Source organism: Actinomadura rupiterrae (genome assembly GCF_024172125.1).
Taxonomy (GTDB): Bacteria; Actinomycetota; Actinomycetes; order Streptosporangiales; family Streptosporangiaceae; genus Spirillospora; species Spirillospora rupiterrae.
Window position 1 is genome coordinate 179647 of sequence record NZ_JAMZEA010000014.1, and the last position, 13001, is coordinate 192647.

Genomic DNA, 13001 nt, shown 5'->3' on the forward strand with positions numbered 1-13001 from the left:
AAGCCGAAGTCGCCCTACGCCGAGCCAGGACAGATCGGCGGGCACACCGGCGTGGTGGACGTCGACCCGCCGAAGGTCTACGCCGCCGCCGACGCCACGCATCGTGCGAGTGACGTGTTCGGCACGGCGATGCTGAACATCTCCCGCAACCTGCACGGCATCGACGACATGGCGGGCAAGGACTTCGGCGGCGAGTTCCTCGGGGCCCTCTACGACCCGCTCGCCCAGCAGATGGTGATCACGTGGGAAAGACTGGTCATCGCGCTCGGCGGGGTCTGCGAAGGGCTCACCACCACCGCGAACAACTTCGTCACCGCCGACTGGCACTCCAAACACGGCGCCGGCCCGGTGGCGGGGACCAAGCCCGTCCCGCAGTTCCACGACTTCACTTACAAGCGTCCGGCCTCGGCATCGGGCAGCGGCTACCTCGACGCGTCGTCGTTCGGCGGGCAGCTGATGAGCGACGCGGCCTTCGGGGCGCTCCTGAAGGACTTCCCGCGTGGCCATCCAGACCGCCTGTACCGCGCCGCGGGACAATGGAGGAATGCAGCCACCGCGGTCCAGTCGCTCTCGGCCGAGGTCAACCGGATCCTCGACACGATCACCATCGACTCCCAGGCAACAGGCAGACGCGGCATCACCGGCCAAACGGTCGACACCTGGCAGAAGCAGATGCGGACCTTCTGCAGTCGCATCTGGGGCAAGGCGCCTTGGGACGGGACGAACAGCAGCGATGCGCCATTGCACATCCTGGGCCAGGCCTCCATCGCCCTCGCCACCATGTGCGAGCACCACGCCGCAGCCACCACTCAGACCCGCAACGCACTCAGGCAGCGGGCCGGCTCGGAGGTCTACGACCTGCTGGAGAAGGTCGCGACCAGCGAGGGAGCCGTCGTCATCACGGCTGCGGTCGAGGCCATGTTCAATCCGGCCCTCCTCGCCGACTGCGCCTACATCATCGCCACGAAGTACTTCCAGCCGCTCAACTCCTTCAAGCAGTCCTGGGCCGCGGCCGGCCTGCTCAAGGCCCTTGAGGACGCGGCAAAGCGAGTCCCGACCCTCCAGGCCATGGAGGCCCAGGCCGAATCCGTCGGCGACCGCGCCATGCACGACTTCAAATACCCCGGGCTACGGGGCAGCGATCCTGGCGGAAAGGGCGCAGACGGACGCTTCAAACCACCCGATCAGATAAAATTTCCGATCGATCTCGCAGGCCAGGAAGGCGGACCCGACTCAACGCACGTCATCGACAAACATGTAGGCAAGTCGGATGACCAGCTAAAACAGCGCCTGGCCGCCCAACCCGGACTTCAAAACGCCTCCTCATTCAATTCCCTCAGCGAGGCCCAAAGATACGTCCAGGAAGCCATCAACAGCCCGGAAGGTGAGCGGAAGATCAAGAATATGATCGACAACCACCGCCAGGGCACCGAGTTCACGATCGATACCCACACTCCGGTGGGTCGAGCCGTCGATCGCAACGGGAACGTACACTACCCAACAAAAGTAAGGGTACTGATCCATGCCGCCAAACACGGAGAAGTGCCCCCATTCTATGTCAACACCGCTCATCCTGACCTGTAGCCGAATTGCATTTGCACAGAATTCCCAGGTGGCCCGCCCGGCCAGGAAAGGAGATGAACTTTGAGCGACACCGGTCTCCGATCCGAAAGCTTCGTGGCGCTTGATAACGTACTTTCCTCCTGCCGCCTGGGCATCGACGGATCCCCGTCCCCTAATTTTCAGATCACGGACCTTCCCCTGCACCTCGGCCGGATCGTCCAACATCCGGGCGGCAGTGCGATCCTTCACGATCGGGAAGAAATACGACTCGCCATTCGCGGCCTCGATTACACGGATGAGTCATGGGCCGAACTCAGCTACGGCTACGGAGATCACCCGACCTTCGATGAAAGCCTGGAGCGGGAGTTGAGAGAGCGCTTCGGCGACTCCGTCCCCGCGGCTTTCGCCGGCCTCAGAGAATTGCTGATCCAGGCGGAGACCTGCACACTGGTCGATGCTACACATCTTCCGTACGCCGGCGAGTTCGGACGCCTGTTCCCAGCCTTCAGAGACCTGGCATCCGCATGGCTCCTCCATGCACACCGCCAGAACTCCGCCGACGAGACCGAACCCTCCTCTTCGGAAATCATTCAAGCAACCGTGCTAACGGAGGACATACCCTACGGGCATCGCCGTGATCGCGACTGGCTGACCACCGCCGTCGGCACTTTTTACGAGATGCGGGCGACCTTTAAGAACGACCAGGAGCTGGGGTTGCCCATGGAAAAGGCACCCAGTATCGGCTGGCTGAGGTGGTTCGAAGTCGCAGCCGAGGGAATGACGGCCAAACTTCGTTCTGATCATGATATCGCCGGGCAGCTGGTGATGCCGGCGCATGGATCTCCCACGCTGCCCCATCAAGGGGCAGATCATCGGTTCGGCAATGTGACGGCGCTTGCAGCAGCACTCGATGGACGTCTCTTTATTGACGGTTCCGAGGGACCTACGACCGATGCCCTACGGCGCTTCAAGCGCGCTCTCGCGCACTCTCGGTTCTACTACGAACCGGAGACCGTGATCAAAGAGCTGCAAACATTGGCCGCCGATTCGGTGAGCAACCCGCGACTCATCAATGACGTTCTGGGTGATGTCGCCATACCTTCTGGTGTCGAACGATCCGACGCGCTGCTCAGTCTGGCCACTCAGCTTTCCGAGCCCTATCCGGCGCCTAGGCGACCGTCACTCACCGAACTGCCGATGAGTGGTTGGGAGCTGCGCTTCAGGTTTCCGGTGTTGGTGGAATTCGCGAAGGCACGGCCCGAGGCCCCGGACGGAATCCAGGTGCGGGAGGTGGCTGCGGCGTATGAGCCTTGTCGGGTTGGGTTGCCGCCGCTGGTCGGGGAGATCGCGGAGTTGGTGGCCTTGCTGCCTGACGATGAGGATGTGGATCGGGCTATGGCGCACCTGGGGGCCACGGGGACAGGGTGGCGGCCGATACTGGAACGGATGGTCGCTGAGCTGACCGCGCATATCTGGGCGCATGAGGAGGAGCGGAACGGATGAGGGGTGCTTCGACGTTCGTCGACACGCCGACCGCGCAGCGGTTCGTCCAGGCGGTGGTCGACGCCAACACGATCACGATCCGCGACTGGCTGGCGCACGGGCATGCCGAACGGCTGCGCCTGGACGGCTACTTCGCCGGTGAGGCGACCGGGCGGTTCCTGCTGCGCGGCATGCTGTACGCCGGACGTGGCCCGGTCGATGCCCACGGTGTCCGTGTGGTGCTCAAACGTTCTGCCCAGCAGCCCAACGGTTTCGTCGTGCTGACCGCCTATCCGACCCTGGTGTGATTCTGTGACCGAGCCTTCCCACAGCCGCGTCGACCCGCGACCGAGTGTGCAACTGGCCGAGTTCGGGGCCGTAGCCGAGTTGCTTGCCGCCTATGCCGGTCAGGCCGCCGATGACGTGCCGGGGCGTCCTGGCGCGGCGTTGTCGGGCTATCTCAGGTGGTCGGCCGCCTGGCCCGCGCAGGCTGCGAGCGCCGCCGGCCAGCTGCGCCGGTTGATGGCGCGGCTGTTGAACGAGCCCGACACCGTTCCGGCGATGCTGACTGCGGCGCTACCGGTCAGCCGCACGGGCGAGCCGGTGGACGCTCAGTGGGCGGACGCCGTCGCCGAGATCCTGGAGCATGCCGTCGACGCCGGCTTCCCGCCTCCCGGGACGCCGGTCACCTTCTGGGAGTGGAACCGCCGGTTCCTCGCTCTGGCACAGTTCCTCGGCTGCTATTTCACCCAGGACTTCGGCGACGAGTTCACCGACCACGACGCCGCCATCGCAGCCTGGGCCCGGACCGCCACCCCAGTGGACCGCGCGCGGTTGAGCGGCGAGATCGGTGAGCTTCTCGCACTCGGGCTGAGCGACAACGACCTGAACGAAGCGCTGGCCACTCTGGGCATGGACGTCGAGCCACCGCTACCCGCCCCGGCATGGTTGGCCCATCTCGACAAGACCCTCAACGGGAGCAGCGGATGACCACTCGCCCGATCCGCGTCGACCTTGGCGAGATGGGACGAGCCGTCGAGGCGTTCGAAGCCGTCCGCAAGGAGTTCGTCCACCTTCTGGACGTCCTGGACGGCGATCTCAAGGCTCACCTGAACCAGTGGGAAGGCGACGCCCGCACCGCCTACGACACCGCGCACCGCGAGTGGACCGACGCTGCCGCCGACATGGCCGACCAGATCGCGTTCCTCCGCCACTGGCTCACCACCGGCCACCGCAACTACAGCGGAGCCCTCGATGCCACCCTCAAGACCTGGCACACCGCCTGACGCCGCGCCCCCCCTGACCCGGTAGCGGGTGTGAGAGCCCCCACGAGTTGTTTGAAGATCTCGTGGGGGCGGCGCGTTGGCTAGGGGGTTGGTAGGTCTAGGTCGGTGGCGGCGCGGGTGAGGGCTTCGGGGTCGGCGTCGGCTAGGGCTCTGATCAGGCCCTCGCAGGACGATACGGAGATGAGCATCGGGCCCTCCGCGCGCCAGATGCCGTGACTGGTGACCGACAGGGTCCAGCCGGGGAAGAGACGCCGGAGCATGGCCAGGACGAGGGTCTGCGCGGGGATGGGGTGGCGTTCACCCACTCTTGAGGCCTGCCCAGACCGTCTTTCCTGAGCCTTCGCGAAGCACCCAGCCCCAGCAGGCGGCGTTCTCGGCGATGATCGCCAGGCCGCGGCCGGTGAGGGCGTCCAGGGTGATCGGACGGATCTGGGGGCGCGCGTCGCTCTCGTCGTCCACCTCGACCACGGCGAGGCCGTCCTGCGCGATGTAAGTCCTGACCAGGATCGAGGCGCTCTCGGTGTGCTTGATCGCATTCGTCACCAGCTCCGAAACGATCACTTTGGCCGTGAACGCGGTCTCCGCATCCACGCCCAAGCCGATCAGCGCGTCACCCACGAAATCCCGCGCACTTTTGACCTCCTCCATGTCGGTCGGCATGATCTTCAGTTGAGGCGTCGGGCTTCGCGGCGGGGTCTTCACGTTCATCGGCCACCCTCCCTCTCGGAACGTTTTTTCGTTGTCACCACGTTGATAGGCCCTGACGAACTAAACTGGCAATCAACAAGCACGAAGTGTCCAAAAATGCACAGGATGGAAAGATCACGGTCGTCCTTGTTAAGGTGAGTGATCATGCCCCCTCGGCGACAACGCCCCACGTCAGAGCCCGCACTCAAGGCGTTCGGCAGCCAGATGAAGCGCTACCGGAGCCGGGCGAATGTCACACAGGAGGCCATAGCGACGAAAACGCTCGTGACAGGATCGTTCGTCTCCCAGGTCGAAACCGGAAAGCGTCCCTGTAAACGGGAGTTCGCCGCGACGGTCGATCAGATGACCGGAGCGAACGGTGCGCTCCTGGAGTTGTGGGACGACCTGTACCGCAACGGAAGCCCCGTCCCGTCATGGTTCCAGGACTGGTCCGCAGTGGAGGCCGAGGCGACCTCGCTGATCGTCTGGGAGCCGATGATCTTGCCGGGCCTCCTCCAGACCGAGGCGTACATGCGCGAGTTCCTCTCGTCCGAGGAGGCAATCACGAAACGCCTCCAACGGCAGGAGATCCTCACGCGCCCCGAGAGCCCCGTCCCCTACACGTTGCTGCTGACCAGAGCAGCACTCAGTTACCCGGTAGGGACGCGGGAGACCTTGCGAGAGCAGTTGCAACATGTCGTCGCCATGGCGCAGCGTCCGAACATCGCCGTCCAGATCGTGACGCTCTTCGGCCAGCCTGCGGGTACGGGAGGGGCGTTCGGCCTCGCGACCATGGAGGACCGCAGCCAGGTAGCATATTTGGAAACTGCGATCCGAGGCATAACGACTGACGCTCGCGAAGACCTCGCAAATCTGTCGGAGGCACTGAGGAAGCTCCAGGCCAAGGCACTCCCGGAAAACCAGTCACTCGACGTAATCCAGAAAGAGATCGAGGCGCTATGAAGCCCAGCGAAGTAATGTGGCGGAAGAGCAGCCACAGCGGCGAGAACGGCGGAGCCTGCATCGAACTCGCAGACCTCGCTCCCGCGGTCGGCGTGCGTGACAGCAAGGATCCCCAAGGGCCCCACCTGACCGTCACACGCAAGAATCTCGCGACTCTCACCGAGATCATCAAGAACATCTGAACCACAGCAAGGCCAACGCCCCTCGCTCGCAGAACGAGGGGCGTTTCGCATCCTGACCATGGAGGACCCGGCCAGGTAGCATATTTGGAAGCTACGATCTGCGGCTTTCTAATCCAGAAAGAGATCGAGGTGCCATGAAGCCCAGCGAAATAATGTGGCGGAAGAGCAGCTACAGCGCGGACAACAACGGTAACTGCATCGAACTCGCAGACCTTGCGACTGCGGTCGGCGTGCGTGACAGCAAGGACCCCCACGGACCCCAGCTGACCGTGACACGCGAGAACCTCGGAGTAATCACCGGGATCATCAAGGACTTCTGAAGCACTGAGGAACGCCCCTCGCGCGCCGGCTCCTCCGGCTCTTCGGTTTTCCGGGCCTTCCCAGGTCGCCGGTATCATGGCCGGGCGTCCAGCGAGCGGGCGTCCGGCCACTCTTGGGTCGGTAGGGCGGGCTAGGGAGGCGCGGGCGTGCCCACAGGGACCGCGATCCCCGACGCACGCGAGCAGCTGTTCGGCGCGGCCGAGCGCATCCTGCTCCGGGACGGGCCGAACGCCCTGACCAGCCGGGCGCTCACCGCCGAGGCCGGCGTCGCCAAGGGCGTCCTGCACCGGCACTTCGCCAACTTCGACGCGTTCCTCGCCGCGTTCGTCCTGGACCGCGTCGAGCGGATGGACGCCCAGACCGCCGCGCTCCGCAACGCGGCCGGAACCGGCGCGATCGCCGACAACCTCACCCGGGCGCTCACAGCGCTGTACGGATCGGTCGCGGTCTCCGTGGTCGCGCTGGTCACCTTCCGCGACGAGCTGCGCGACCGGCTGCGGGACACCTGGCCTGCCGGCGTCCCCGTCCTCACCGAGGCGGCCACGATGTTCGCCGACTACCTCACCGCCGAACGCGAGCTGGGCCGCCTCGCCCCCGAGACGGACGTCGAGACCGTGGCGTTCACGCTGATCGGGGCCGGGCACCTGCTGTACGCCGACCGCAAGAGCGCCCCGCCCGAACCCGCCGCCGTCCGCCGGCTGGTCACCACGACGCTCGGCGACTCCGTCCGCGACGCCTCTCGCTGACTCGCGCCTGGGTGTCCACCTGATCCCGCACCGCTCGTCCGGCTGGACGGTGGGTCAGGCGGTGAAGTCGGTCGGGGTGATCACCGACTATCGTGCACCTCAGCGGCTCAGGCTCAGCATCCCGCCGCATCGATGTGCACGACGGCCTGGCGCGGCTGCGCGAGCCGTGGCCTCCAAAGGCGGCACAGGGATTTCCCGGACGACCCGAAGGGGCTGACGTGATGACCGCGAGCGACGGCGCGCCGCCGGAGGACTACCCCGCCGTGCTGGCCCGGCTGACCGAGGTGCCGGAAGGCTCGTTCCGGACCGTCCGGTACGGGTCCTTGCCCGAGCAGTTCGGCGAGTACTGGCCCGGCGGGGACGGGGCGGCCGTGGTCCTGATCCATGGCGGCTACTGGCGGCGGCGCTACCGGCTGGACCTGATGCGCCTGCTCTCCGCCGACCTCAACGCCCGCGGGTACGCGGTGTGGAACATCGAGTACCGGCGGATGGACATGCCCGGCGGCGGATGGCCCGGCACCTTCGACGACGTCTCCGCCGCCGTGGACGCGGTGACCGACCTCGACGACGGGGCCATCGACCCTGCGCGCGTGGCTCTGGTCGGCCACTCGGCGGGCGGGCATCTGGCGCTGTGGGCGGCACACGCGGCAGCCGCCTCGGGGCGGCGCCTGTCGCCCGCCGTCGTGGTGTCGCTCGCGGGGGTGTGCGACCTGGTGACCGGCGCGCGGCTGGACCTGAGCAACGGCGCGGTGCGGGAGCTGCTCGGGGGCGGGCCGGACGAGCTGCCCGAGGTGTACCGGCAGGCCGACCCGATGGCGCTGGTCCCGCTCGGCGTCCCGCAACTGGTCGTGCACGGCACCGCCGACGAGGACGTCCCGATCGAGCTGAGCCGCCGCTACGCCGAGGCCGCGGGCCCCGAAGCCGCGCTGCTCACCCTGCCGGACGCGGACCACATGGACATGATCTCCCCGGACTCGGCGGCCTGGCCGCAGATCGCTGCGGAGCTGACCCGGCTCCTACCGCCCGTCCGCTAGGACGAGGTGGCGCGGCGGCTGAGCCGGGATGTCCGCGCGCTCGACCGAGTTCGTCCTGGGGCGGCGGCGCTGACTTCGGGGAGCGGGCGAGCGCAAGGGTAGAGGTGGCCGTATTCGGTCAGGGGCGGTCGGTGCGGGCAATTGCTCGGCAAAAGCGCTGATGGTCGCGGCGGGGCGTGCGGGTGGCCACTTTCGCCCATGCCGCCGGGGTGTGCCCTTCTGGTAACTCTTGATCATCAGGGCCGCCGGTCGGCCGTTTCATGAACTGATCTCCGACAGAGCGCTCGCCCTCGTCATCCGACCCCCAACCCCTCGGAGAGAGCCTTCATGTCACTCACCAAGAGCCTCGCTCCCCGCACGTGCTTAACGCGTCTGGCTCGTCCCGCGCTTTTCAGCGCGCCTCTGGCGTGCGCGCTCGCGCTCGGCACTTCGGGTGCCGCTTCGGCCTCGTCCTCGTCTCTGGCCGATCGGCTCGCCGCCGGGGTCTCGGGCCGCGCGGTCACCCGGCATCTGGACGCCTTCCAGCGCATCGCCGACGCGAACGGCGGCAACCGCGCGGTCGGCACCCCGGGTGTCGCCGCGTCCGAGGACTACGTCGTGCGGAAGCTGAAGGCCGCCGGCTACCGCCCGGTCAAGCAGCCCGTCCCGTACACCCGCTTCGACGTCCAGGCCGAGCGGACGGACGTCCTCGACCCCGCGACGTCGCTGCGCACGCTCCTGATGGACGCCTCGCCGCCGCTTCCCGACGGCGGGATCACGACGCGGCTTGCACTGGGACCGTCGTCCGGTTGCAAGCCCGAGGACTACCACGGGATGGACGTCCGGGGCGCCGTCGTCCTCGTCGCGCGCGCGACCTGCAGCCACACGCTGCTGGTCGCTGCGGCCGCCAGTGCCGGAGCCCGCGCCGTCCTGGCGTACATCCCGTCCACGACGCCGCAGGCCGTCTGGCGGCTGCACTGGTTCGGGGCCTCGGCACCGGCGATCCCGTTGGCGTCCATCTCCCAGCAGCAGGCGGACTGGCTGCGCGCCCAGGCGAACCAGCGTCCGCTCACCCTGCATCTGGACTGGCGCGGACGGGCCGTCTCCGGCATCACCCACAACGTGATCGCCGAGACCAGGAACGGCGACCGGAACCACGTCGTGGTAGCGGGCGGTCACCTCGACAGCGTCGGTGAAGGACCGGGCATCAACGACAACGGCTCGGTCGCGGCGGCGGTGCTCCAGTCCGCGCTCAGGCTCGCGCCGATGCAGCACGCCCTCACCAACCGCGTCCGCTTCATCTGGTGGGGCGCCGAGGAGCTGGTGGACGTCGGGTCGGACTACTACGTCGAGCACCTCACCGCCGCGCAGAAGCAGGCCATCACGCTGTACCTGAACGGGGAGATGATCGGCTCGCCGAACTACGCGACCTTCGTCATGACCGGGCAGGGCGCGACGTCCGTCCCGTTCGCCGACTACTTCACCGCGCACCACCTGCCGTTCGAGCAGGTCCCGACGACCGCGGTCGGCTCGGACCACGAGCCGTTCATGAAGGCGGGCATCCCGGTCGGCGGCATCTTCGGAGGCGGCGTCGGGTCCAAGACCGCGGACGAGGTGCGGCTCTTCGGCGGCGTCCAGGGGCAGGCGTACGACCCCTGCTACCACCAGGCGTGCGACCGCACCGCCGACATCAACCCGATCGCGCTGGACCGCCACAGCCGGGCCTTCGCCTATGCGATCGGCTGGGCGGCGACCACTACCGACCCCGGGACGCAGGCACACTGACCCCTACGCACGGCGTCCCCGGCGGCTTCCGGGGACGCCGCCGTCAGTGTGAAGGCATTGCGCAAGTGGTGAAGCGGTCAGGGTTTTCCTCGATACCGTCGCGGCGGTTCCGGTCGGCACAATCCCAGGGAACACGATGCCACCTCTGGCACGTCGGGCCCGCAACCGACACCACGACACCGTAGGAGCCGGTATGAGACCGCCCGACCTTCACCTGACCCATGCCCGAAAAGCCCATGCCTGGCTGAGCGCCCTGGCCGCGCTGATCCTCGCCTCGTCCCTGGTGGGCGGCCCTGCCTGGGCTGAGGGGACGCGTCCGCCCGCCCTTCAGGTACCCAAGTGCTCGCCGAGCATGGAGACCCGCACAACCGGGTGCGAAACCTTCAAGGGCGCGGCGTTCGTGACCCTGCGGGGAGCATCCGTGGGGTACGTGCAGTTCGTGGGGACGATGACGTGGCGCATGTCCACCACGAGCCGCGACTTCACGGCCGAGGTGGACGCGATGCCGGTCGCCGTGGTGGACGAGGCCGCAGGAGCGGTCGTGGGCATCACGCCGGTGTGCAACGGCACCTGCTCGTCCACCGGCTCGGTCGTCGGAGTCGCGGTGCCGGGCGTGCCGCTGCGCGGGACGCTTCACTTCACCGACACCACCCGCACCCAGCACGACGTCAAGGCGCATCTGGTGCTGACGCCGGTCAAGCGGGGCCTCATCGGGATGCCCGGCATCGCCGTCGCCAAGACCAAGATCCGGTGCGACGACATGTTCAACGGGCAGCGGCCGGGATGCGTCAACCTCGACTACATCCCGACCATCACCAGCCTGAGCCGGCTGCGGTTCGTCAGCGCCGGGATCCGCGCGCTGCAGAGCAAGGGCGCGCGGAGGCTCCTGCACCGCAACACCTACCTCACCGACACGAACCGCTATGCGATCTGCGGGAAGGCGAAGCTGCCGCCGCGCTGGAAGCCGCCCGCGGGCTGGCCGAAGCCGCTGTCGAACAGGCTGAACAAGCCGAGCTGCGACGAGTACGCCTTCGCGACGACGTTCGAGGGCGGCAAAGCGCCCGGCAATGGCTACACGTGGGTTCCCCAGCGGGAGAACAGCAGCCAGGGCGGACTGCTGAAGGGCTTCTACTACGAGAACCGCGTCCTGGACGCCCCGTCGATCGTGCAACCGGGGGACGCCTTCTACGTCCGCCCCTGACGGCGAACGCCGCACGGTTCTGAGCAACCCGCACGGTTCTGAGCGGACGCCGCACGGTTCTGAGCGAACTCCTCAAGTTCTGAGGAATCCCGCGCGGTTCTTAGCAGCTCCGCATAGTTCTGAGCAGCTGCAAAGGCCGGACTCTGCGGGGCTTCCGAGATTTCTCCGGAAGTTCCCAGGGTTCGGCCAGTGCTTTCCCAGCGGGCGCTAGAAGCGTTGGGGCCTGTTCCTGCCGTCTGCGGAAGAGGCTTCTGATGAAGAGACCGATGCGTCTGCTCGCTCCGGTGGTGTGCGTGTCGCTGGCGTTGACGTCCTGCGGCGGATCGTCCGCGCCGGGGCACCGCGCCGCGGCCGCCGGGGCGGTCACGTCGGCCGTCAAGAAACCGAACGTCATCTTCGTGCTGACCGACGACCTGGCGACGAACCTGCTGCGCTACATGCCGCACGTGCAGCAGTTGCAGCAGCACGGCATGACGTTCGACAACTACTTCGTGACCGACTCGCTGTGCTGCCCGTCCCGCTCGACCACCTTCACCGGGAAGGTGCCGCACAACACCGGCGTGTTCACCAACGGCGGCAGCGACGGCGGTTACGCGACGTTCAACGCCAAGGGCAACCAGAACCAGACCTACGCGACCGCGTTGAGCAAGGCCGGATACCGCACCGCGATGATGGGCAAGTACCTCAACGGCTACCAGCCGTCCGATCCGGTGCCGCCCGGCTGGAACGAGTGGGACGTCGCCGGGAACGGCTATCCCGAGTTCAACTACGCGCTGAACGAGAACGGGACGACCGTCCAGTACGGGCACCGCCCGAAGGACTACCTGACCGACGTGCTGTCGGGTAAGGGCGACGACTTCATCACCAAGTCCACCAAGGCCGGCAAGCCGTTCGCGATGGAGATCGCGACGTTCGCGCCGCACGCGCCGTCCACCCCGGCGCCGCGCGACGCCGCGTCCTTCCCGGGGTTGAAGGCGCCGCGCGGCCCGGCGTTCAACGAGGCCGACATGTCCGACAAGCCCGCGTGGCTGAAGGACCGTCCGCCGCTCGGCGCGAAGCAGCTCAACGAGATCGACACCAAGTTCCGCAAGCGCGTGCAGTCGGTGCAGGCCGTCGACCGGATGATCGGACGGCTCCAGGACAGCCTCAAGCGCAACGGCGCCGACCGCGACACCTACCTGTTCTTCACCTCCGACAACGGCTTCCACATGGGCGAGCACCGGCTCCAGCCGGGCAAGCAGACCATCTTCGACACCGACATCCACGTTCCGCTGGTCGTGTCCGGGCCGGGCGTGCGGCCCGGGTCCACCCATCACGGGCTCGCGCAGAACACCGACCTGTGCCCGACCTTCGAGAGTCTCGGCGGCGTCCCGGTCCCGCCGTCGGTGGACGGCACGTCGCTCCTCCCGGCGCTGAGGGGCAACGACTCGTCCCCGCGGCGGGACGCGGTCCTGATCGAGCACCACGGCCCCAACAACCTGCCGGACGACCCGGACCTGCAGACCAAGGCGTCCGGAAACCCGCCGAGCTACGAGGCCATCCGCACCGCCCATGAGGTGTACGCGGAGTACGCCGACGGGGAGCGCGAGTACTACGACCTGCGGACGGACCCCAACGAGCTGAACAACACCGTCCAGCAGCTGACGCCTCAACGCCTCGCCCAGCTGCGCGCCACGCTCAACAAGCTGAAGCGCTGCAAGGGCGCGAACTGCCACGCCTGACCGTCGTCCACGAACGCCGGGGCGGCCGCCTTCGATCGTCCACGGACGCGG

At 67.3% G+C, this 13001-nt stretch carries 15 protein-coding genes; 13 read left to right on the forward strand and 2 right to left on the reverse strand.

The window, feature by feature from the left end:
• The first annotated feature begins 54 nt into the window (after positions 1-54).
• The 5 genes from FHU30_RS47435 to FHU30_RS38985 are packed head-to-tail and all read left to right on the forward strand — an operon-like array spanning position 55 to position 4331.
• On the forward strand, positions 55-1584 hold the full coding sequence (locus tag FHU30_RS47435; protein ID WP_253882650.1) for an RNase A-like domain-containing protein: 1530 nt from the start codon (positions 55-57) through the stop codon (positions 1582-1584).
• Positions 1585-1644: 60 nt separating this feature from the next.
• Positions 1645-3066, forward strand: coding sequence for a hypothetical protein (locus FHU30_RS38970; RefSeq protein ID WP_253882652.1), 1422 nt, complete (start codon positions 1645-1647; stop codon positions 3064-3066).
• Entirely contained in the window at positions 3063-3353 is a 291-nt protein-coding gene (locus FHU30_RS38975; protein ID WP_253882653.1) for an RNase A-like domain-containing protein, read from the forward strand. Before FHU30_RS38970 ends, FHU30_RS38975 begins: the two co-directional genes overlap by 4 nt.
• A 4-nt stretch (positions 3354-3357) precedes the next feature.
• The gene (locus FHU30_RS47440; protein WP_253882654.1) at positions 3358-4035 is read left to right on the forward strand and encodes a contact-dependent growth inhibition system immunity protein; all 678 of its coding nucleotides are present in this window, start codon (positions 3358-3360) and stop codon (positions 4033-4035) included.
• The gene (locus FHU30_RS38985) at positions 4032-4331 is read left to right on the forward strand and encodes a WXG100 family type VII secretion target (RefSeq protein WP_253882656.1); all 300 of its coding nucleotides are present in this window, start codon (positions 4032-4034) and stop codon (positions 4329-4331) included. The genes FHU30_RS47440 and FHU30_RS38985 overlap by 4 nt, the downstream gene beginning before the upstream one ends.
• Before the next feature lie 80 nt (positions 4332-4411).
• Here the strand turns inward: FHU30_RS38985 and FHU30_RS38990 are convergent, their stop codons facing one another.
• Positions 4412-4591 (reverse strand): hypothetical protein, encoded by a 180-nt coding sequence (locus FHU30_RS38990; protein ID WP_253882658.1) that lies wholly within the window; start codon positions 4589-4591, stop codon positions 4412-4414.
• A gap of 37 nt (positions 4592-4628) precedes the next feature.
• The gene (locus FHU30_RS38995) at positions 4629-5039 is read right to left on the reverse strand and encodes an ATP-binding protein (protein WP_253882659.1); all 411 of its coding nucleotides are present in this window, start codon (positions 5037-5039) and stop codon (positions 4629-4631) included.
• A gap of 144 nt (positions 5040-5183) precedes the next feature.
• Here FHU30_RS38995 and FHU30_RS39000 point away from each other — a divergent pair, with 144 nt between their 5' ends.
• The 8 genes from FHU30_RS39000 to FHU30_RS39035 all read left to right on the forward strand — a co-directional run bounded on the left by FHU30_RS39000 (position 5184) and on the right by FHU30_RS39035 (position 12950).
• On the forward strand, positions 5184-5981 hold the full coding sequence (locus FHU30_RS39000) for a helix-turn-helix domain-containing protein (RefSeq protein ID WP_301324283.1): 798 nt from the start codon (positions 5184-5186) through the stop codon (positions 5979-5981).
• Entirely contained in the window at positions 5978-6163 is a 186-nt protein-coding gene (locus FHU30_RS39005; RefSeq protein WP_253882662.1) for a DUF397 domain-containing protein, read from the forward strand. Before FHU30_RS39000 ends, FHU30_RS39005 begins: the two co-directional genes overlap by 4 nt.
• Before the next feature lie 134 nt (positions 6164-6297).
• A complete protein-coding gene (locus FHU30_RS39010) occupies positions 6298-6483 on the forward strand; it encodes a DUF397 domain-containing protein (protein ID WP_253882668.1) in 186 nt (61 codons plus the stop codon).
• 147 nt (positions 6484-6630) lie between these two features.
• Entirely contained in the window at positions 6631-7230 is a 600-nt protein-coding gene (locus FHU30_RS39015; RefSeq protein WP_253882670.1) for a TetR/AcrR family transcriptional regulator, read from the forward strand.
• A gap of 221 nt (positions 7231-7451) precedes the next feature.
• Positions 7452-8264, forward strand: a complete 813-nt coding sequence (locus FHU30_RS39020) for an alpha/beta hydrolase family protein (protein WP_253882672.1) — start codon at positions 7452-7454, stop codon at positions 8262-8264.
• Positions 8265-8591: 327 nt separating this feature from the next.
• The gene (locus FHU30_RS39025; protein WP_253882673.1) at positions 8592-10028 is read left to right on the forward strand and encodes a M28 family peptidase; all 1437 of its coding nucleotides are present in this window, start codon (positions 8592-8594) and stop codon (positions 10026-10028) included.
• A 193-nt stretch (positions 10029-10221) separates the two neighbouring features.
• A complete protein-coding gene (locus FHU30_RS39030) occupies positions 10222-11229 on the forward strand; it encodes a NucA/NucB deoxyribonuclease domain-containing protein (protein ID WP_253882674.1) in 1008 nt (335 codons plus the stop codon).
• 266 nt (positions 11230-11495) lie between these two features.
• A complete protein-coding gene (locus FHU30_RS39035) occupies positions 11496-12950 on the forward strand; it encodes a sulfatase family protein (RefSeq protein ID WP_253882676.1) in 1455 nt (484 codons plus the stop codon).
• Positions 12951-13001: the final 51 nt, after the last annotated feature.